At 68.1% G+C, this 19,439-nt stretch carries 21 protein-coding genes; 11 read left to right on the forward strand and 10 right to left on the reverse strand.

Annotation, left to right across the window (positions count from 1 at the left end):
* Positions 1-11 precede the first annotated feature (11 nt).
* From N7I30_RS02330 to N7I30_RS02365, 8 genes are all read right to left on the reverse strand, one after another.
* Entirely contained in the window at positions 12-932 is a 921-nt protein-coding gene (locus N7I30_RS02330) for an ABC transporter permease (RefSeq protein WP_024350125.1), read from the reverse strand.
* Positions 929-1,834, reverse strand: a complete 906-nt coding sequence (locus tag N7I30_RS02335; protein WP_498636429.1) for an ABC transporter permease — start codon at positions 1,832-1,834, stop codon at positions 929-931. Before N7I30_RS02335 ends, N7I30_RS02330 begins: the two co-directional genes overlap by 4 nt.
* Complete coding sequence (locus tag N7I30_RS02340) at positions 1,812-2,414, reverse strand: ANTAR domain-containing response regulator (RefSeq protein WP_187390711.1); 603 nt, start codon at positions 2,412-2,414, stop codon at positions 1,812-1,814. Before N7I30_RS02340 ends, N7I30_RS02335 begins: the two co-directional genes overlap by 23 nt.
* On the reverse strand, positions 2,411-3,538 hold the full coding sequence (locus N7I30_RS02345; RefSeq protein WP_498636431.1) for a transporter substrate-binding protein: 1,128 nt from the start codon (positions 3,536-3,538) through the stop codon (positions 2,411-2,413). The genes N7I30_RS02340 and N7I30_RS02345 overlap by 4 nt, the downstream gene beginning before the upstream one ends.
* Positions 3,539-3,748: 210 nt before the next feature.
* A complete protein-coding gene (locus N7I30_RS02350; RefSeq protein WP_155898440.1) occupies positions 3,749-3,892 on the reverse strand; it encodes a hypothetical protein in 144 nt (47 codons plus the stop codon).
* A gap of 124 nt (positions 3,893-4,016) precedes the next feature.
* A complete protein-coding gene (locus N7I30_RS02355; RefSeq protein ID WP_498636433.1) occupies positions 4,017-4,466 on the reverse strand; it encodes a DUF3305 domain-containing protein in 450 nt (149 codons plus the stop codon).
* Positions 4,467-4,468: 2 nt separating this feature from the next.
* Complete coding sequence (locus N7I30_RS02360; protein ID WP_498636435.1) at positions 4,469-5,479, reverse strand: DUF6352 family protein; 1,011 nt, start codon at positions 5,477-5,479, stop codon at positions 4,469-4,471.
* Between the two features lie 22 nt (positions 5,480-5,501).
* Positions 5,502-6,047, reverse strand: coding sequence for a DUF6505 family protein (locus tag N7I30_RS02365; RefSeq protein WP_277024996.1), 546 nt, complete (start codon positions 6,045-6,047; stop codon positions 5,502-5,504).
* A 402-nt stretch (positions 6,048-6,449) separates the two neighbouring features.
* On the opposite strand from N7I30_RS02365, the gene N7I30_RS02370 reads away from it, so the two are divergent.
* The 9 genes from N7I30_RS02370 (at position 6,450) to N7I30_RS02410 (ending at position 15,752) form a co-directional block, all read left to right on the forward strand.
* Positions 6,450-8,180, forward strand: coding sequence for a 4Fe-4S dicluster domain-containing protein (locus N7I30_RS02370; RefSeq protein WP_498636437.1), 1,731 nt, complete (start codon positions 6,450-6,452; stop codon positions 8,178-8,180).
* The gene (locus N7I30_RS02375) at positions 8,161-8,976 is read left to right on the forward strand and encodes a DUF3306 domain-containing protein (protein WP_498636439.1); all 816 of its coding nucleotides are present in this window, start codon (positions 8,161-8,163) and stop codon (positions 8,974-8,976) included. Before N7I30_RS02370 ends, N7I30_RS02375 begins: the two co-directional genes overlap by 20 nt.
* 111 nt (positions 8,977-9,087) lie before the next feature.
* The gene (locus N7I30_RS02380; RefSeq protein WP_498636441.1) at positions 9,088-9,732 is read left to right on the forward strand and encodes a TorD/DmsD family molecular chaperone; all 645 of its coding nucleotides are present in this window, start codon (positions 9,088-9,090) and stop codon (positions 9,730-9,732) included.
* Positions 9,733-9,788: 56 nt separating this feature from the next.
* Entirely contained in the window at positions 9,789-10,013 is a 225-nt protein-coding gene (locus N7I30_RS02385) for a twin-arginine translocation signal domain-containing protein (RefSeq protein ID WP_024350115.1), read from the forward strand.
* A 7-nt stretch (positions 10,014-10,020) separates the two neighbouring features.
* The gene (locus tag N7I30_RS02390; protein WP_024350114.1) at positions 10,021-12,957 is read left to right on the forward strand and encodes a formate dehydrogenase subunit alpha; all 2,937 of its coding nucleotides are present in this window, start codon (positions 10,021-10,023) and stop codon (positions 12,955-12,957) included.
* Between the two features lie 15 nt (positions 12,958-12,972).
* Positions 12,973-13,569: a formate dehydrogenase FDH3 subunit beta gene (gene fdh3B, locus N7I30_RS02395; RefSeq protein ID WP_009210530.1), complete on the forward strand. Its 597-nt coding sequence runs from the start codon at positions 12,973-12,975 to the stop codon at positions 13,567-13,569.
* Between the two features lie 10 nt (positions 13,570-13,579).
* Positions 13,580-14,644 (forward strand): formate dehydrogenase subunit gamma, encoded by a 1,065-nt coding sequence (locus tag N7I30_RS02400; RefSeq protein WP_498636444.1) that lies wholly within the window; start codon positions 13,580-13,582, stop codon positions 14,642-14,644.
* Between the two features lie 5 nt (positions 14,645-14,649).
* Entirely contained in the window at positions 14,650-15,567 is a 918-nt protein-coding gene (locus N7I30_RS02405; protein WP_498636446.1) for a hypothetical protein, read from the forward strand.
* Positions 15,564-15,752 (forward strand): hypothetical protein, encoded by a 189-nt coding sequence (locus N7I30_RS02410; RefSeq protein WP_024350111.1) that lies wholly within the window; start codon positions 15,564-15,566, stop codon positions 15,750-15,752. Before N7I30_RS02405 ends, N7I30_RS02410 begins: the two co-directional genes overlap by 4 nt.
* 183 nt (positions 15,753-15,935) lie before the next feature.
* On the opposite strand, the gene N7I30_RS02415 is transcribed toward N7I30_RS02410, so the two are convergent.
* Positions 15,936-17,012: an HPP family protein gene (locus N7I30_RS02415; RefSeq protein WP_498636448.1), complete on the reverse strand. Its 1,077-nt coding sequence runs from the start codon at positions 17,010-17,012 to the stop codon at positions 15,936-15,938.
* Positions 17,013-17,469: 457 nt separating this feature from the next.
* A complete protein-coding gene (locus N7I30_RS02420; protein WP_498636450.1) occupies positions 17,470-17,922 on the reverse strand; it encodes a MarR family winged helix-turn-helix transcriptional regulator in 453 nt (150 codons plus the stop codon).
* Positions 17,923-18,083: 161 nt separating this feature from the next.
* Between N7I30_RS02420 and N7I30_RS02425 the strand changes: the two genes are divergently transcribed.
* Positions 18,084-18,758 (forward strand): glutathione S-transferase family protein, encoded by a 675-nt coding sequence (locus N7I30_RS02425; RefSeq protein WP_498636452.1) that lies wholly within the window; start codon positions 18,084-18,086, stop codon positions 18,756-18,758.
* A gap of 71 nt (positions 18,759-18,829) precedes the next feature.
* Positions 18,830-19,435, forward strand: coding sequence for a dihydrofolate reductase family protein (locus N7I30_RS02430; protein ID WP_498636454.1), 606 nt, complete (start codon positions 18,830-18,832; stop codon positions 19,433-19,435).
* Positions 19,436-19,439 lie beyond the last annotated feature (4 nt).

A 19,439-nucleotide genomic window follows, 5' to 3' on the forward strand; every position in this document is an offset into this window, starting at 1 on the left:
TCCTTCAGGGGTCACTGGAGCTTGATCCGGGGATCGATGAACGGAGAGACGAGATCGGCGAGCAGATTGCCGAGCACGATGGCGCAGGCCGAGACCAGCGTGACGCCCATGATGATCGGGATGTCGACGCGCTGGATCGCCTGCCAGGCGAGCTGGCCGATCCCGGGCCAGCCGAAGACGCTTTCCACGACGACGATGCCGCTCATGAACAGGCCGATGTCGATGCCGATCATCGCGATCACGGGCAGGATGGCATTGGGCAAGGCATGCCGGAACAGCACGGTGTAGCGGGCGAGGCCCTTGGCCCGCGCGGTGCGGATGTAATCCTGGCGCAGGACGTCTATCATCGAGGACCGCATCATCCGCGAGTACCAGCCGGCCCCCAGGATACCGAGCGTGACCGAGGGCAGGACGAGATGCGAGAAGGTGCCGTAGCCGCCGATCGGAAACCAGTCGAGGCGCACCGCGAAGACGTAGAGAAGCAGGAGGCCGACGACGAACTGTGGCGCCGAGACGCCGACGAAGGAGCCGACCATCAGCGTCTGGTCGGTCGCCGAGCCGCGCTTCAGCGCCGCCACCAGTCCCATGGTCAGGCCCAGCACCAGTTCGCAGACGATGGCGCCGAGCATCAGCAGGAGCGTTGCCGGCAGCCGTGCCGCGATCAGCTCCGAAACCTCCGAGCGCTGCAGATAGGAGCGGCCGAAATCCAGCTGCACGAGGCCGAGCAGATAGCGGCCGTACTGGACGAGGAAGGGCTGGTCGAGGCCGAGTTCGCGGCGGATGTTCTCGACGGTCTGGGCCGTCGCGCTGCGGCCGGCGATCTGGCGCACCGGGTCGGCCGGCAGCAGATAGAGCAGCGCGAAGGTGATCAGCGACACGCCGAGCAGGATCAGCGCCGACTGGATCAGCCGACGGGCGAGATAGGCAATCATGACAGCCGCCCCCGCTGGGTGGGATCGAGGATGTCGCGCATCGCGTCGCCGACGAGGTTGAAGGCCAGCGCCAGCGCCAGGATGGCCGCGCCGGGGAAGAACACCAGCCACGGCGCCGCCTGGAAATAGGTCTGGTTCTCGAAGATGATGTTGCCCCAGGACGGGGTCGGCGGCTGCACGCCGACCCCGAGATAGGACAGGGTCGCCTCCAGGAGGACCGTGGTCGAGATCCCGAGCGTGCCCCAGACGATGATCGTCGGCAGCAGATGCGGCAGGATGTGGCGGAACAGGATGCGCGGCGTCGAGGCGCCGATGGAGCGCTCGGCGTCGATGAACTCGCGCTCGGCGAGGGAGCTGGTCTCGGCGAAGACGATGCGCGCCGTTTGCACCCAGTTGACCAGCGCGATCACCATCGCGACGATCCACAGGCTCGGCGACAGCACGGCGGCGAGGCAGATCGCCAGGAGCAGCGCCGGAAACGCCATCATCAGATCGGTGAAACGCATCAGGACCGCCCCGATCCAGCCGCGGAAGAAGCCGGCGGTCACGCCGACCAGAGTGCCGATGATCAGTGCGACGCCATTGGCGACGATGCCGATGATCAGGGATGTGCGGGCGCCGTAGAGCATGCGCGTCAGGAGATCGCGGCCGAGCAGATCGGTGCCGAGGACGAAGGCGCCGCCCGGCGCCATCGGCGCGCCCTGCAGCGTCAGCCCGTCGAAGAGCTGGTCGTTCGGATCGTAGGAGGTCAGCCACGGCGCGGCGATCGCGCCGACGACCGTTACGACGATCAGAACGAGGCCGATCACCGCCAGGGGCCGGCGCAGCAACTGCGCCAGGACGCCGGTCGGCTTTGCGACCACCACGGGCGCCGACGGCTCAGAGACGAGTTCTGCGCTCATCGCGACCTCCCTCTTCGAGTGCCAGGACGCGGCGTGCCGCTTCTTCCATCGTCGTTTGCCAGCTCATGGCGAGCGCCCGCAGCTGGGCATAGGCCCGCTCCTCGCCGACACCGCCGGCGCTGAGCGCCACGGCGGCGCGCACGATGGTCTGGCGTTCGGCAACCCGCCCCTTGAGGCCGCGAACCTCGTCGGCCAGGCTCCGGCGCGCCTCGAATCCCTGCCGGGCGATCAGCAGCGCCGAATAGATGCCGGAATTGGCCACCGGCTTGACGAGGTGCGAGTGCGCGCCGTGCGACAACGCCCATTCGATGCGTCCGGGCGCCTCGGAGCCGATCAGCGCGATCATCGGCATCGGGGCCTCGCCCGGCGTCCACGGAAACTGCGCGTCATAGCCGAGATCGGCGTCGAAGAAGATGAAGTCGGCCGCCAGCGCGTCGGCCGGCAGATCCGGCCAGCATTCGACGGGATCGAGCCCGATCGCCGCCAGCTGGCGAACCAGCGCGGCAGTGGTCGCGTGCGGCGGGTGCAGCACGAAGGCCCTGGCCCCGCCGAGATTGGGGATACGGCTGCGGCGGGTCACGAGACGGCTCGCAGGGAAGGACGCGGGAAGATCCGCGCCGGGTCGTAGCGCGAGAGATAGGGGTCGGGATCGACCCGCTGCGCGCTCTCCTCCACCACGTCGAACCCGCCGTCCCGCACACGACCGATGCGGATCGGCAGGCTGGCATGCTGGGTCTGCGGGTCGATCGCGATTTCGCCGAAGGGCGTGGCGAACCGCCGGCCGGCGAAGTCGGGAATGCGGCGCGCCGCCCCCGCATCGGCAGCAAGGCGGTCGGCAAGGACGAGAACGGCGCTGTAGGCGGCAGCGAAGAAGGACGAGGGCCGGGACGTGAAGGCCGGCTCCGTCGCCGGGCTCGGCCAGGACTTCGCCCTGTCGTGGAAATACGGACCGACGGCCATATGGCCCTCTGCCGCGGCGCCGATCGCCGGCAGCTCGATCTCGGTCAGATTGCAGGAGAGGATCGGGCAGGATGCGGCGGCGAAATGCGGATCTTCCCGCGCCAACTCGTCATAGGCCGCGAAGAAGGCATAGGAGGACGGGCCGATCAGGTGGTTGAGGATGAAATTCGGCCGTGTCGCCCGGATCTCGTCGATCAGCCGGGACACGTCGGTATCGCCGAGCGGCAGATAGCGTTCGCCCAGGATGCGTCCGCCGGCATCGCCGACCAGATCGCGCGCGACGCGATTGGTCTCCCAGCCCCAGATGTAGTTCGAGCCGACCAGGAAGGCGTCGGCGCCGAAGCGCGGCACGACATGACCGAGCAGCGGCACCAGATGCTGGTTCGGGCAGGCATTCATGTAAACGACGTGGTCGTTCGTTTCGAAGCCCTCGTAGGGGCAGGCATACCAGAGTGTCCCGCCGGTCTTCTCCAGCACCGGGATGACCTCCTTGCGGCTCCAGGAGGTGATGCAGCCGATGACATGGCGCGCGCCGCTGTCGCGCAGGATCTCCTCGCAGAGCGGCGCATAGCGATCGACCTGCCCCTCCGGATCGCGCTCGACGGGCACGAATTCGATGCCGAGCGCCGGGTCGCGATTGACCGCCGCGATGGCGCTCAGGGCGCCGGCGCGGCAGGCGTCGGACAGCAACTGGTAGTTGCCGGAGCGCGAGTAGAGAATGCCGATGTCTATGCGTTGCGTCACGTCGATCCCACAAAAAAGCCCCGCCGCCCGTCGACAGGAATCGACGGGCGGGCGGGGCTCGAATGCCGTCCGGCGAACAAGGCCGGTATGTCAGGTCAGCGTAGCAGGGAGCGAGGCCGAGTCAAGCACTTCTGCCTCGCACCGGGCACGCCTATTTTTTGAGCGTGGAGCAACCGTGACGCTGCGAACGGACCGTACAGTCCAGACGGTTCAGCCTTCGACCTCGGGTTCCTCGTAATTGACGATGTCGCCTTCGGGCGCGTTCGAGGCTTCGGATCCGTAGAAGCCGATCACCCCGACTATGATGAAGAGCACGACGCCGATGGCGACGATGATGCCGGTTTTCCCTGCCATGCCGATCTCCCTGGCTTGCGTTTTGCGCAGCAATGCCCCTCCCGGCGGGTGGGTTCCCGGACGCTTAGCCACCGAAGGATAAGGTTCGGCCGGCCGGAGGATGTATCCGTGCGCAACCAGAGGGTTACTGGCGCTTGCGCTTGGTGAAGACGCGTTCGACATGGTGGGTTTCGACGAAGGCGGCGAGACGTTCGGCGATCTCCGGCGGCATCGGCGCGATCTCGACCATCAGATCGCCGATCTCGGTCAGCGACTCCCCCTCGGCCGGATCGGCGGTCACCGAGATGAGCCGGATTCCGGGCTCTTCGTCGGTCAGGGCCAGGGTCACCCAGAGGCCGGGGCTGCCCGAGGTCAGATTGTCGCGGTAATTGCCGGTCTCGACCCGGTGGAATTCCACCGACCGCGTGCCGGCATAGAGCAGCACCGCGTCGCCGTCGTGGCCGAGCACATGGCCGGGCTCGGTGCCGATCGCCTCGGGAATGATCGCCACGATGCGCCAGGCATGGTCGACCCAGGGGCTCTTGGACGGCCGCCGCTCGACCACCACCCCGACGCGAAAGGTCGGCGCGTCCATGCTCACGCCACCTCCGCCGGCGAGCGCAGCGGCAGGCCGACAATGAGGTTCTGCGGCTTCAGCCGCACCACGCCGTCCTTCGGCCTGGCGAGGAACAGCCAGACCGGCCGCGCGCCGATGGCCGGCAGCGCCTCGGCCGGATCGGCGAAGGTCAGGGCGAAGATGCCGATGATCTTCTCCAGATCGGCGGGGGCCACCGTATCTCCACGCCAGACCTGGTTGCCGATCCGGCTGGCCTCGGCATCGAGCCCGACGAACCAGGCCCAGTCGTCGTCATCCACCCGCGCGACCGGCTCGACCTTCACCCGCACCCCGAGGAGATGCGCGATCCAGCGCTCGATCGCCTCGGCAAGGCCGGCCCGCGCCGCCGGACCGGAAGCGAAACTGAGCACCAGCTCGAAGGCTTCGTCGCGGTGGAAATAGGAGGCGGCGTTCTCGGCATCGAGGACGTCGAGTTCACTCACCGCCGGTTCGGCGAACATCGCCAGGAGCGGCGAGGCATGGCGATCCTGCTCCTGCATCTCGACGATCTCGGCATCGGCGAGAAGCAGGGCGCCGTCATGGACGCTTGCCCGCTGCGGCCGAAAAAACAGCTCGGCGGAGCGCAGGACGAACGGGTCCGTGCAGCCATCCAGCGCATTGCGCAGGACGACCTGGGCCAGCTGGTTCACGAACAGATGCGGCGTGCCGGACATGTCGCCGCGCACCAGCGTCAGATAGGCCGCCTCCAGCGTCGGCGCGGCCATGAGCCGGTCGCGGAAGGCGAGCATCACCTGCCAGTTCTCGCGCGCATCCGCATCGTCGAGCCCGGTGATCTCCGCCTCGCTCACCGGACGGCGCGGATCGGCCAAGAGGCTGGCATGCAGCGCCAGCTCGGCGGCGCAGGCCTCGGGCGGCGGCACCAGTTCGGGCCGGGCGAAATAGGCCTTCAGGAATTCGTCGGTCAGCAGCAGATGGCCCGACGCATTGCGGTCGAGAAGCTGATGGCCGCAGGATACCCAGAACTCGCTCATCTCGTCTCTCCAGCGTCCGGGTTCATGGCTGCGTCTTGCCGAGGGTGCGGATGTCGACATGCTCGGCATAGGCGTCGTCGTCCTCGTCGATCTCGACGAAGCCGAAGGCGCGGGAATGGTCGACGGCGCCCTCGCGCCGATGCAGGGTGCGGAAGCGCTCGCGAATGTCGCCATTCTCGACGCTGCGTTGCACCGCCAGCATGGTGTTCACCGGGTGGTCGCAGAGCGAGGCGGCGAAGGCCACCTCTTCCTGCGCCGCCGGCCGGGCGGTGGCGACATCCGGCGCGCCGAGATGGGTCACAAGATGGCGCGCCAGTTCCTCCACCACCGCGTCGCGCTCGGCCTCGCTCGCCTCGCTGACGATCGCCAGGGTCGACCAGCCGAAGCTCGCAACGCCCAGAAGCCCCGAGCGAAATGCCTGGCGCTCCTTGCCCTCGAGCGCCGCGACGTCGCGGTTCCAGAAGCGGAAGGTGCCGCTGACGGCCCATTCGCCGGGTTCGGCCGCGTCCGTGAAGACGAAGGCGTCGGACGGGTCCATGCGGATCGTGCGCGGCAGTTTCAAAGCCATGGGGCCCCCATTGCGGGCGCGCGCCGTAACGGCGGCGTCAAGGCCGCAGCGAGCGGCCGGCGCTTCCCATCGCGCATCGGCCCATCGCTGTCCAGCCGCGCCCGGTCATGCCGATCCGCCGGACGGGAACGCCCTGACGCGGGAAAACGCCGCAGGCGGACCGGCGCATCGGGACCGATGCGGGAGACGCAAAGGCGGTGGCCGCCCGCCTTGCGGGTTCCAGATGGTGACACAAGGCAGCGAAACGAGCCGTGATCGGGCCCGAGGGTCGATGGCGACGACATGAAAAAACCACGTGATACTATTGACTTGCGCCAGTTTAAAATCGTTCTACGCCAACGGTGGACGGTGAGACAACCGGCTGCCTGAAATGCCGTACACGCCCGAAGGATTGCGTCCATCGTGACCGATACGCCAGCCCATACCGGCCCCCGCGACACAGCCGAGGCGGCGCTTGCCGCCCTGCCCCCGGCGCAGCCGCCGATCTTGTCCCTCGTCAGCGACGGCACGATCCTGATCTGCGGCGACGGCGCGGCCGCGATCGATGCGGGCCTGCGGCTGGCGGCGTCCCTCGACGTGACGGTTCTTCTGGACGATGGCGGCCTGACGCGGGTGCCGGACGGCTTGCCGTTTCCGGTGGCGCGCGGCCGCATCGCCAGCGCCAGCGGGCATTTCGGTGCCTATCAGGCGGTGGTGGACGGCTACATGCCGCCGGACGGCATGGCGCTGCCGCGCGACGGCGCGGTGTCGCGCTGCGACGTGATCCTCGATCTCGCGGCTCGGCCGCCGCTGTTTCCCGCCCATGAGGCGCGCGACGGCTATCTGCGGGCCGATGTCGCCGATCCGGCCGCCCTCGACGCGGCGATCGCCGAAGCGTCCGAACTCGTCGGTGAGTTCGAGAAGCCGCAATATATCGCCTTCCGCAAGGAGCTCTGCGCCCATTCGCGTTCGTCGATCACCGGCTGCACCCGTTGTCTCGACGCCTGTGCAATGGAGGCGATCGCGCCGGCCGGCGAGCATGTGACGATCGACGCCTATGTCTGCGCCGGCTGCGGCAATTGCGCCGCGGTGTGCCCGACGGGCGCGGCATCCTACACGCTGCCGACAGTGGACATGCAGCTCGACCGCCTGCGCACGCTCCTGACCAGCTACCGGGCGGCGGGCGGCCGTGACCCGGTCGTCCTCTTCCATGATGGTTATGTCGGTCAGCCGCTCATCGACGCCGCCGGTCCGACGCTGCCGGCCCATGTGCTGCCGATGGCCGTCAACGAGATCAAGCAGATCGGGCTGGAAAGCCTCGCCGCGGCGTTCGCCTACGGGGCGGCCGGCATCGGCATCCTGGCGCGGCGCGCGCCGCGGAACGGCATTGCCACCCTGGCGGGGACCGTCGATCTGGCCGGCGCCTTTGCGGCCGCGCTCGGCTATGGCGAGGATTCCTGCCGGATCCTCCATGCCGATACGCCGGACGAGATGCTCGCCGAACTGGCGGCCCTGCCGCTCGGCCGCGCCGCACCGGCGCCCGCCAGCTTCGCCCCGGCCGGCAGCAAGCGCGAGCTTCTGGAGCTGAGCCTGCGGATGCTGCACCGGGTCGCGCCGGCGCCGGTCGAGCAGGTGGCCCTGCCGCAAGGCGCGCCCTTCGGCAAGGTCCATGTGCAGACCGACGGCTGCACGCTGTGCCATGCCTGCGTGACCGCCTGCCCCACCGGCGCGCTGTCGGCCAGCGAGGACCGGCCGCTGCTGAGTTTCTCCCATGGCGCCTGCGTCCAGTGCGGCCTGTGCGAAGCGACCTGCCCGGAACAGGTCATCACCCTAGAGCCGACGCTCGATTTCGCCGCCTGGAACGCACCGCGGCAGATCCTCAAGGAGGAAGAGCCCTTCTGCTGCATTCGCTGCGCCAAGCCCTTCGGCACGAAGAGCACGATCGAGCGGATCATCGCCAAGCTGGAAGGCAAGCACTGGATGTTCGCCGGCGAGAATGCCCGCCGTCTCGACGCGATCCGCATGTGCGAGGACTGCCGGGTGGAGGCGGTGCTGAACGAGGGGATCGATCCCTATGCCGGCACGGCCCGGCCGAAGCCGCGCCTTGCCGAGGATCATCGGGCGCCGACAGACTTTGACGGCCACCGACATTGATGCGGCCCACACCCTCGACCCGCTCGGATCGCAGGCTAGTTTTCCCTGCGGCAGATCAGGAAGCACGAACAGGACGGCAAGGACGACCGGTTTGAGCAATGATTTCCTCTCCCGCTGGTCCCAGCGCAAGCGCGAGGTCGCCGACGCGGACCGCACGGCCGCCGCCGGAACGGATGCGGGCCCTGACGCCGAGGCCGTCGGCGTATCGCTTGAGCACGCTGCGCCGGACGACGCGCCGCAGCCTGCGGTCGATGCGCCGATCACCGCCGAGGAGTTGGCGGCGCTGCCCGCCCCCGAGGATCTGACCGCCGCGTCGGACATGACGGCGTTTCTGCGCAAGGGGGTCCCGGCCTCCCTGCGCAATCGCGCCATGCGGCGGCTCTGGTCGCTCGATCCCGCCATCCGCGACTATGTCGGTGACGCCAGGGACTATGCCTGGGACTGGAACGTGCCGGGCGGCGTGCCGGTCTCCGGGCCCTTGTCGGCGACGACCGACGTCAAGCAGATGGTCAAGGACATCTTCGGCCGCGAGAAGGCTGCGCCCGTCGAGGCCGAGGCCGAGGCCGCGGAGCCGACTGTTGTGGCGGATCGAAGCGACGCCGCCGAATCGCCGTCCCCCATGACCATGGCGGACGGCACGCAGGCGGGGCCGAACGAGACGGTTTCCGCGGCGCCCGGCCCGCAGGATTCGGCCCTACCGGAAACGCCGGACGCCATGTCCGAAACCGCTGCGGAAACAGCGCAGCAAGCTCCGCGAAACCGGCCGCTGCGACATGGCAGCGCGCTGCCGATTTGAATAGCCGTCAACGAAACTGGAATGGTTCAAAAGAGGCTTGCACAAACCCCGGAACCATCTAGGTTCTCGTTCCAGATCAACGGGTAACCGGACACCCATGAAAGCGCCACGATGACCGACGGGCCTTCCGAACCGAGCGCTCACGACGTTGCCGCAACGGCGACGGCGCCCTTGCGCGCGGCGCTCGATCCGGTCGACCAGTTCCGGGTCCAGCATTACGGCCTTCTCGCCGTTCTCATGGCCCGCGAGCCGAGCGCCGAGACGCTGGCGCTGGTCGCCGGCCTCAGCGGCGACGCGACCCCCCTCGGGCGCAGTCACGCGGCGCTGGCCGAGGCCGCCCGCCGGGCCGATCCGGCGCGTCTGGAGCGCGAGTATTTCGACCTTTTCATCGGCGTCGGCCGCGGCGAACTGGTGCCCTACGGCTCCTATTACCTGACCGGCTTCCTGCGCGAAAAGCCGCTGGCCCGCCTGCGGCAGGATCTCGCGCGGCTGGGCATCGAGCGGTCCCGCTCCCTCGTCGAGCTCGAGGACCATGTCGGCGTCCTCTGCGAGACCATGGCCGGGCTGATCGACGGGCGCTTCGATGCTCCCGAGGGCGCCGCCCGCGACTTCTTCGCCCGCCATATGCAGCCGTGGATGGGCCGCTTCTTCGCGGATCTGGAAACGGCCCGGTCGGCGGATTTCTACCGCTGTGTCGGCCGTGTCGGCCGCAGCTTCATGACAATCGAGACCGAGTCGCAGGCGCTGGTCGCATGACAATGCCGCGAAACGACCGCACGGCCCGCGCGCCGGCAGGGAAATGGGAGACGACCATGGCGACGGACAAGCCTGATCTCAATCGACGCGCCTTCCTTCGCAAAGCCACGGGTGCGGCTGGCGCGGCGACCGCCGTGGCCGTGACGGCGCCGGCCTTCGTCGACGAGGCCGAGGCCTACGATCCGGGGACCGACGAGACCCAACCGAAATATCAGCCCGACAGCCCGGACGTTCAGGCGTTCTACCGGACCAACGGCTACGAAACGCTGCAGGACAAGTGAGGCGGACATGCTCACCAAACGCAAGGCCGGACAGCCCGGCCAATTCTGTTCTTCCGTCTCGTCGACCCGTCCTGCCGGACTCGATCGCCGCGCCTTTCTGAAGCAGTCGGGCCTCGCCGTCGGCGGCCTCGCCGCCTTCGGCACCATGATGCCCGGCGCCGTGCAGAAGGCCGAGGCGGTCAGCGCGCCGATGCCCGGCGTGCCGATCGAGATCAAGAAGAACATCTGCACCCATTGCTCGGTGGGCTGCACGGTGACCGCCGAGGTGCAGAACGGCGTCTGGACCGGTCAGGAGCCGAGCTGGTCGAGCCCGATCAACCGCGGAACCCACTGCGCCAAGGGCGCCGCGATCCGCGAGATCGTGCATGGCGACCGGCGGCTGAAATACCCGCTGAAGCTGGTCGACGGCCAGTGGCAGCGGCTGTCCTGGGAGCAGGCGATCGACGAGATCGGCGACAAGATGCTGGAGATCCGCGAGGATTCCGGCGCCGACGCCATGTATCTCCTCGGCTCGGCCAAGTTCACCAATGAGGGCGCCTATCTGTTCCGCAAGTTCGGCGCTTTCTGGGGCACCAACTCGGTCGACCACCAGGCCCGCATCTGCCACTCCACCACTGTGGCCGGCGTCGCCAACACCTGGGGCTACGGCGCCCAGACCAATTCCTACAACGACATCCGCAACGCCAAGACCATGATCATCATGGGCGGCAATCCGGCGGAAGCGCATCCGGTCGCGATGCAGCACGTCCTGGCCGGCAAGGAGCTGAACCGCGCCAATCTGATCGTCATCGATCCGCGCTTTACCCGCACTGCGGCCCATGGCACCGAATATCTGCGCCTTCGCGCCGGCACCGACATCCCGGTCATCTGGGGCATTCTCTGGCACGTCTTCGAGAATGGCTGGGAGGACAAGGAGTTCATCCGCACCCGCGTCTACGGCATGGACGAGGTCCGCAAGGAAGTCGCCAAGTGGACGCCGGAAGAGGTCGAGCGCGTCTCGGGCGTGTCCGGCGAGCAGCTGAAGCACGTCGCCTATCTGTTCTCGCAGGAACGGCCGTCGACGCTGATCTGGTGCATGGGCGCCACCCAGCACACGGTCGGCACCGCCAATGTGCGCGCCTACTGCACCCTGTGCCTGGCCACCGGCAATGTCGGCAAGCCCGGCACCGGCGCCAACATCTTCCGCGGCCACACCAACGTGCAGGGCGCCACCGATCTCGGCCTCGATGTCACCTCGCTGCCGCTCTATTACGGCCTGACCGAGGGCGGCTGGAAGCATTGGTCGCGGGTCTGGGAAGTCGAATATGAGTGGCTGCAGAGCCGCTTCGACGAGGTCCCGGCCAAGGGCGGGCGCGAGCCGCGCACCCGCAAGGAAAACATGGAGACGCCGGGCATCACCTCGACCCGGTGGTTCGACGCGGTCAGCATGCCGCCGGAGGAGATCGACCAGCGCTCGCCGCTGCGCGGCATGTTCATCATGGGCCATGGCGGCAACACCGTCACCCGCATGCCCGAGATGCTGCAGGCGCTGGAGAAGCTGGAACTGCTGGTGGTCGCCGACCCCCATGCCACCACCTTCGGCGCCATCAAGGGCCGCCGCAACGGCACCTATCTCCTGCCCATCGCCACCTCGCTGGAGACCGACGGCTCGCGCACCGCGTCGAACCGGTCGCTGCAATGGGGCGAACAGATCGTCGAGCCGGCCTTCGAGTCCCGCGACGACTACGCGGTGATCCACGACTTCGCGGTCAAGCTCGGCTTCGCCGACCGGATGTTCAAGAACATCGCCGTGGAAAACAGCAAGGTCTCGGCCGAGGACATCCTGCGCGAGATCAATCGCGGCGGCTTCTCCACCGGCTATTGCGGCCAGTCGCCGGAACGGCTGAAGGCGCATATGCGCAACCAGGACAAGTTCGACCTGGTCAGCCTGCGCGCGCCGGCCGACACGCCGGAAGTCGGCGGCGAATATTACGGCCTGCCCTGGCCGTGCTGGGGCACGCCGGAGATGAAGCATCCCGGCTCGCCGATCCTCTACCGTACCGACGTACCCATCTGGGAAGGCGGCGGCACCTTCCGCGCGCGCTTCGGCGTCGAGCGGAACGGCGAGACGCTGCTGGCCGAGGACTCCTATTCGGAGGGCTCGCAGCTCACCGACGGCTATCCCGAGTTCAATTACGGCATCCTGCGCAAGCTCGGCTGGGATGCCGATCTGCGGCCGGAGGAACTGGCGACGATCCAGCGGGTCGGCGGCGACAAGGTCGACGCGGTGAGCTGGGCGACGGATTTGTCGGGCGGCATCCAGCGCGTCTGCATGGATCACGGCGTCATGCATTACGGCAATGGCAAGGCCCGGGTGGTCGCCTGGAACCTGCCCGATCCGGTCCCGGTACACCGCGAGCCGATCTACACGCCGCGGCCGGACCTCGTCGAGAAATACCCGACCCGGCCCGACGAGCGGCAGTTCCGCATCCCGAATATCGGCTATTCCGTGCAGCAGGCCGCGATCGAGCGGAACGTCGCCGGAAACTTCCCGATCCTGCTCACGTCGGGCCGGCTCGTGGAATATGAGGGCGGCGGCGAAGAGACCCGCTCCAACCGCTGGCTGGCGGAGCTGCAGCAGGAGATGTTCGTCGAGATCAATCCGGCCGACGCCACCGCCCGCGGTGTCGAGGACGGGCAATATGTCTGGGTCTACGGCACGGAGAACGACGCGAAGACGCGGGTGAAGGCGCTGGTAACCGAGCGCGTGGCGCCCGGCGTCGCCTTCATGCCCTTCCACTTCTCCGGACATTACCAGGGCGAGGACTGGCGCGAGCACTATCCGGCGGGCACCGACCCGATCGTGCTCGGCGAATCCGTCAACACCATCACGACTTACGGTTTCGACCCGGTCACCGGCATGCAGGAGACCAAGGTCGTGCTGTGCCAGATCGCGGCGGCATAAGGGGAGCGACAGACAATGGCGCGGCTTAAATTTCTCTGCGACTCCGATCGCTGCATCGAGTGCAATGCCTGCGTGACGGCATGCAAGAACGAGCACGACGTGCCCTGGGGCATCAACCGGCGTCGCGTGGTGACGCTGAACGACGGCAAGCCGGGCGAGCGCTCGGTGTCGATGGCCTGCATGCACTGCACCGACGCGCCCTGCGCGGCGGTGTGCCCGGTGGACTGCTTCTTCACCACCGAGGACGGCGTGGTGCTGCATTCCAAGGATCTGTGCATCGGCTGCGGCTACTGCTTCTACGCCTGCCCGTTCGGCGCCCCGCAATATCCGCGGGTCGGCAATTTCGGCTCGCGCGGCAAGATGGACAAGTGCACCTATTGCGCCGGCGGCCCCGAGGCCGACAGCTCCGAGGCGGAATACGCCAAATACGGCAAGAACCGCATCGCCGAGGGCAAGCTGCCCATGTGCGCCGAGATGTGCTCGACCAAGGCGCTTCTGGCCGGCGACAGCGACATCATCGCGACGATCTACAAGGAGCGGGTCGCCAAGCGCGGCTACGGCACCGGGGCCTGGGGCTGGCAGACGGCCTATCGCGAAACGATCGAGGCCTGAGATGGCGACGATGACCACGCTTCGCACCATCCTCACCGCCGGCGGCCTGGCGCTCGCCCTTCTGGCGACGCCCGTTGCCGCCCAGCAGGGCGACGACAATCTCGCGCCCCAGAGCGACGTCGCGCAGACCGACGGCGCGCAGACCGATCCCAGCGGCCAGAACCCCACTGCCGAGGCGCCGACCGAACAGCAGCTCCTCAACGCGCTGCAGGGCGGCCAGATCAGCGGCCGGGTCAGCATCCCGGACAGCAAGGCCGCGGTGCTCGAGCAGCCCGAGGGGCGCGATTACCAGAGCTTCCATGAAGGCTGGCTGCCGTGGATCGGCGCCATCGCCATCATCGGCATGGTCCTTGCGCTTGCCGCCTTCTACTTCTCGCGCGGCCGGATCATGATCGAGGACAGCCCGGAGGTCGGCCGCAAGCTGCTACGCTTCAGCTTTTTCGAACGGCTGAACCACTGGATGACCGCCACCGCCTTCATCCTCCTGGCGATCACCGGCCTCAACTACGTCTTCGGCAAGCGGCTGCTGTTCCCGCTGATCGGGCCGGACGCCTTCTCGACCTGGAGCTACTGGGCGAAATACGTCCACAATTTCGTCTCCTGGGCGTTCATGGTCGGCCTCGTCTTCATGATCGTCGTGTGGATCAAGGACAATCTGCCGAGCCGCACCGACATTCGCTGGATCCGCGAATTCGGCGGCTTCGTCGGCGACAAGCATCCCCCGGCGCACCGCTTCAATGCCGGGCAGAAGATGATCTTCTGGTCGGTGACGCTGGGCGGCCTCGCCCTGTCGATTAGCGGCCTCCTGATGCTCTTCCCCTTCTCGGTGCTGAACATCGAGGGCATGCAGATCGCGCAATATGTCCATGCCACGGTCGGCATGGTGCTGATCGCCATCATCATCGCCCATATCTATATCGGCTCGCTCGGCATGGAGGGCGCCTACGACGCCATGGGCAACGGCAAGGTCGACCTCGCCTGGGCCCGCGCCCATCACAGCCTCTGGGTCGAGGAAGAACAGGCCAAGACCGCCAAGGGACCGCAGCCGATCCCGCAAACCCACCCGGCGGAGTGAGCACCATGCGCCACAGTCTCATCCTACTCTTCGCCACCACGGCGCTGGCCACGGCGGCCGTCGCTCAGACGGCACCGGAGGCCACCACCCAGGCGCCGGCGGCCACCGAGGCTCCGGCCGCGAACACCCAGCAGGCGCCCGCGCCTGACGGCGCGCAGCCGGCGGAGCAGAATCCGGCCGCCGAGGCTTCACCGGCAGAGCCCGCGGCGAATGCCGGCACCGCGACACCGGCGCCCGGCGCGACCGGCACGGACACGGCCTCGTCCGGCCCCGCCAATATCTGCACCGAACTGGTGGCGTTCCTGACCCCGGCTCCGGCCGAGGACGCAGCCGCCGCGCCCGGCCAGCCGGCAGCCGCTCAGGCGAGCGCTGACCAGGCTCCTGCGGCGCAGGCCGGCGAGACCCAGGCCGGTCAGGCATCGGCGACGCAGACGTCGGCCGAAAGCGGCACGGACCAGGAGCCCGCCGGTGGCGCGGCCTCGGACCAGCCGCAGCAGCAGGCGACAAGCAACGGCGAAGCGGCGGCCGAGAACGAGCAGCAGGCCGCGGGCGTGCCCGACGGCAACCAGTCGGGCTCGGCCCAGGAAGCCTCCAACCAGGCCGGCGCCGCGGTCGAGGCGCCCAGCGACGCCAATGCGCCGGCTCCGAAGGCTGGCAATGCCGACAACGCGCCGCAGACCTCGGGTCTCAGCGCGCCGATCCCCGAGACGCCCGAAGCCACCAAGAAGCAGCCGGACATGACCCTCGCCGAGGGCCAGGCGCTGGCCGACGCCAAAGATATCGCCGGGTGCCATGGCGCGACCCGCGAGATGCGGCGCGCGGGCGTCGACCTGCCCCCGGCGCTGATCGCGCTGGCGGCGCTCGACCTGCAATATCAGCAGAACGCGGCGCCCGCAGCGCCGACGACGGGAGACGCGCGTTGAAGGCCATTCTCATCGGCATCGCGATCGCCGCCGTGATCGGTGTGGTCGCCGGGCTCGTCCTTCCCATGGCGCAGGTCCCGGCCTTCCAGGCCTACGCCACCGACAGCGTCCGGGTCGGCAATCCCGGCGAGAACCTCATCGGCCCCGAATGGGACGAGGCGGCCGAGGACCAGGAACGCCATTGATCCGACGCCCGGTCGCCGTCGCGGCCGGGCGCGGGACACATGCGGCGCATGCGTCGCCTGCCCTGTGGCGCTGCCAACGGTGACCTCCGGGCGGTGAGCTCAGGCAAATCAGCCTAAGACGCGCCCCGCCGTCGAACCGGCCTCCCCTTTTAGCCCCGCAGACGCGGTTGCCTCTCACCTAGGCTAAGCACGACCGGCCGGATCTTGCGCCAGAATACTGTGTGCGAGCGCGGCGATCAGATCGGTGCGGGTGACGACGCCGACGATCCGCTCGTCCTCGATCACCGGCACGGCATCGGTCTGGCTTTCGGCCATCAGATGGAAGAAGGCGGCCACCGGGGTCGTGGGCGCCGCGCGCGGGCATGCCGTATCCATGATGTCTTCCGCCCGCAGGCGCCGCTTCCCTTTGCCGAGCAGCTCCCTCGTATCGCTTCCTCTCAAGACGATCAGGTGGATCTGCAGGATCACGCCGAGGAACCGGCCATCCGCAGTCTGGACGGGGAGCGAGGTGAAGCGGTGTTGCGCGAACAGCGCCGTGATGTCTGCAAGCGAGGCTTCCGGCCCCACCGTGACGAGGTCGCGCGACATGAAGTCGGCAGCGACGGTCGGATCGATCCTGTGGGTCGCGGCCTGCATCTGCGCTGCGCCGATCAATCGCGCCAGATCCTCGACCCCCAGATTGAACGATTGCCGGTATCGCTCCAGGATGTTCGTCAGCTCCGCGCTCGACAGCCCGAGCCGCTCGAACGGTTGGCGATCCACCGTTCCATGCGGGTTCGGGTCGTCGAACTGGCGGAATGGATAGCGCCTGCCGGTCGCCCGCGCGTAGAGGATGGCGATCAGAACCAGGAGCGCCGTGCCGATCGCGACCGGCGTGAGGGCGAACCAGAACCCCAGTTCGGCGATGGCCTCCGGATTCATCGCCGCCGTCATCGCGACCGCGCCTGCCGGTGGATGGACGGCGCGGCACAGGATCATCGCCGTGATGGCCAGGCCGACGGCGAGCGCGATGCGCAGGGCCGGATCGGCGACGAGAAGGCAGACCGCGACACCCACCAGCGCGGCGATCGTATTCCCGCCAATCGCCGACCACGGCTGCGCCAGCGGGCTGTTCGGAACCGCGAAGAGGAGGACCGAACTCGCACCGAACGGAGCGATCAGGTACAGACCGAGTTGCAGATCGACAGTCGGCACCAGCACCAGCAGGGCGCACAATCCGAGCCCGATGAAGGCCCCGGTTCCGGCCCGAACGGCTTCCATGGGTGTCGTCTTCGGCACGGCCGGGCCGAAGGATTTCAGGAATGACGGCATCACGGTCCTTCATGGGTTGAAGCGACCGGGATCGCAGGCGCCGTCCGCCCCGGCAAGGGATGGAATTTCGCCCGATGCGCCAAGTGTGCAACGCCATGCTTTCGACGGCGCCCCGAGCGCTCCCCACTGCGTCAGCTCTCTTGAGCCGTCTCACGACGCGGTCGGCCTGCCGCGGCAAGGGCGGTGCAAAACCGGGCCGCGACCGCGGTTTCCGGAACCAGTGAGATCACCGAAACCCGGTGCTTATGGGAGTCCCCCGGCTGACTGCGAGGGAGCGCATTCAAGGGACCGCCGGCGGCGAACCACCGTGAATGCCCGAAGACCTCATTTTTCGTCAGAACAGGTGCCTTCGCGACGATCGCAGCCATCGGCGCACCGCATGGTCGGCCGCTGGCGGCGTTCGCTGTCACGCCAGCGCATCCAGCCCTGCCCGCACGGCATCCGGGTCGGGGACCGCAGCTTCCACAGCCGCCTGGGTCTCGTGCCAGATCGGCACCGCCTCCGCGAGGACGGCCCTCCCCTCCTGCGTCAGCGAGAGCAGCCTCGCCCGTCGGTCGGCGGGATCCGGGGTCACCGTCAGAAGGCCGCGTTTCTCGAGGGGCTTGATGTTCGCCGTCAGGGTGGTGCGATCCATCGCCAGAAGCTCGGCGACGGAACCGAGCGTCGGCGGCTTGGGGCGATTGAGCGACATCAGCAGGGAGAACTGGCCGCTGGTGATCCCAATGGAGCGGAACGCCTCGTCGAAACGCCGCGCCATGGCGCGCGCCGCGCGCTGCGCCCGCAGGCAAAGACAATGATCCCGGACCAGAAGCGTGGTCTCGTAGGGTACGGGTGTCGGCGAATCGCTGAACGTTGACATAACCTCTATATGTTGATATCAACGTTTTAGTCAAGCAGATAAGCGGCGGCGCCGGCTTGGATCCGGTCTGTGGATCAACGGGAAGCGCCGTGCCGATACCAACCGTCAGGTCAACACGACGCCGGGTCGTGCACGACCCGGCAAGGCTTGAGGACGCGACCATGCAGAATTCCACCATCGGCGTGACGGCCTATGACTGGGTGCCGTCCTTCGCCCAGGGACTGGTCCGCGATCTGCGCGTTCGCTGGGCGCTGGAAGAAGCCGGGCTGGCATACAGGCCGATCATTCTCGAACAGGGGTCGCAGCGCGGCGCGGACAATATTGCCCGTCAGCCCTTCGGCCAGGTTCCGGCGATGGAGATCGACGGGCAGGCCATGTTCGAATCCGGGGCCATCGTCTGGCGGATCGCCGAGGCGAGCGACAGGCTGCTGCCGTCCGATCGGCACCAGCGCGATCTCGCCCTCTCCTGGATCTTCGCCAGCCTGAATACGATCGAGCCGCCGATTGCAGCGCTTGTCGATCTCGACTTCTTCGCCGGCGACGCCGATGCGGCAGCGAAGCTGCGCGCCGGCGCCATCAAGTCCGTCGACAAGCGTCTTGGGCAGCTTCAGGCAGCGCTCAGCGATCGCGACGGCCTCCTCGGCGAGTTCTCGGTGGCCGATTTGATGATGACGGCGGTCCTGCGCATTCCGCGCCACACCGACATTCTCCAGAATTTTCCAGCGCTCGACGCCTATGTCGCGCGCCACACGGCGCGTCCGGCCTTCCAGAAGGCCCTCGCCGATCAGCTCGCCCCGTTCCGGGAGAATGCGGCGCGCTACGAGCGCGCGGCCTGAGCTTGAGGATTTCGGACAGGGGACGCCCTGCATCGCGTGCGGTTTCAAGACGGGAGAGAAAGAGGGTCGAGATGCGCCAGATCACGGCAGGCCTGTTCCAGTCGATGGACGGCGTCGTCCAGGCACCGGGTGGCCCCGACGAGGACCGCAGCGACGGTTTCTCGCTCGGCGGCTGGATCGTGCCCCATGCCGGCGAGACGGTCGGGGGCTTCATCGACACGATCTTCGACGGGGAGTTCGACCTGCTGCTCGGCCGAAGGACCTACGACATCTTCGCCGCTCACTGGCCCCGCGTCACCGGTGACGCCTTTGCCGACAAGTTCAATCGCGCCGCGAAATACGTCCTCACCTCGTCGCGCGAGCCGCTTGCCTGGGCCAACTCCCATGCGCTGCCGGACATCGATGCGGTGGCGGCCCTCAAGCGCACCGATGGCCCGAAGCTGATCGTCCAGGGCTCCGCCACGCTGTACCCGGCGCTGCTGTCGGCCGGCCTCGTCGACCGGCTCTATCTGATCACCTTCCCGCTGATCCTCGGCCGCGGCAAACGGGCCCTGCCGGGCGCAGCCCCCGGCGCTTGGCGCCTTCTGGAACACAGCGTCTCGGAAGGCGGCGCGATCATCGCCGTCTATGCCCCGGCCGGTGCCGTGGCGACGGGCTCCTTCGCGCTCGACGATTGAGGCC

This window comes from Aurantimonas litoralis (assembly GCF_026153195.1).
GTDB classification, from domain to species: Bacteria; Pseudomonadota; Alphaproteobacteria; order Rhizobiales; family Rhizobiaceae; genus Aurantimonas; species Aurantimonas coralicida.

What these genes read in the sequence shown, in the direction of transcription:
- N7I30_RS02360 (WP_498636435.1), bottom strand. Translation starts at nt 5,479, where the DNA reads ATGAGCGAGTTCTGGGTATCCTGCGGCCATCAGCTTCTCGACCGCAAT.
- N7I30_RS02390 (WP_024350114.1), top strand. Translation starts at nt 10,021, where the DNA reads ATGCTCACCAAACGCAAGGCCGGACAGCCCGGCCAATTCTGTTCTTCC.
- N7I30_RS02405 (WP_498636446.1), top strand. Translation starts at nt 14,650, where the DNA reads ATGCGCCACAGTCTCATCCTACTCTTCGCCACCACGGCGCTGGCCACG.
- N7I30_RS02385 (WP_024350115.1), top strand. Translation starts at nt 9,789, where the DNA reads ATGGCGACGGACAAGCCTGATCTCAATCGACGCGCCTTCCTTCGCAAA.
- N7I30_RS02335 (WP_498636429.1), bottom strand. Translation starts at nt 1,834, where the DNA reads ATGAGCGCAGAACTCGTCTCTGAGCCGTCGGCGCCCGTGGTGGTCGCA.
- N7I30_RS02355 (WP_498636433.1), bottom strand. Translation starts at nt 4,466, where the DNA reads ATGGACGCGCCGACCTTTCGCGTCGGGGTGGTGGTCGAGCGGCGGCCG.
- N7I30_RS02420 (WP_498636450.1), bottom strand. Translation starts at nt 17,922, where the DNA reads ATGTCAACGTTCAGCGATTCGCCGACACCCGTACCCTACGAGACCACG.
- N7I30_RS02365 (WP_277024996.1), bottom strand. Translation starts at nt 6,047, where the DNA reads ATGGCTTTGAAACTGCCGCGCACGATCCGCATGGACCCGTCCGACGCC.
- fdh3B (WP_009210530.1), top strand. Translation starts at nt 12,973, where the DNA reads ATGGCGCGGCTTAAATTTCTCTGCGACTCCGATCGCTGCATCGAGTGC.
- N7I30_RS02400 (WP_498636444.1), top strand. Translation starts at nt 13,580, where the DNA reads ATGACCACGCTTCGCACCATCCTCACCGCCGGCGGCCTGGCGCTCGCC.
- N7I30_RS02425 (WP_498636452.1), top strand. Translation starts at nt 18,084, where the DNA reads ATGCAGAATTCCACCATCGGCGTGACGGCCTATGACTGGGTGCCGTCC.
- N7I30_RS02350 (WP_155898440.1), bottom strand. Translation starts at nt 3,892, where the DNA reads ATGGCAGGGAAAACCGGCATCATCGTCGCCATCGGCGTCGTGCTCTTC.
- N7I30_RS02330 (WP_024350125.1), bottom strand. Translation starts at nt 932, where the DNA reads ATGATTGCCTATCTCGCCCGTCGGCTGATCCAGTCGGCGCTGATCCTG.
- N7I30_RS02430 (WP_498636454.1), top strand. Translation starts at nt 18,830, where the DNA reads ATGCGCCAGATCACGGCAGGCCTGTTCCAGTCGATGGACGGCGTCGTC.
- N7I30_RS02415 (WP_498636448.1), bottom strand. Translation starts at nt 17,012, where the DNA reads ATGGAAGCCGTTCGGGCCGGAACCGGGGCCTTCATCGGGCTCGGATTG.
- N7I30_RS02380 (WP_498636441.1), top strand. Translation starts at nt 9,088, where the DNA reads ATGACCGACGGGCCTTCCGAACCGAGCGCTCACGACGTTGCCGCAACG.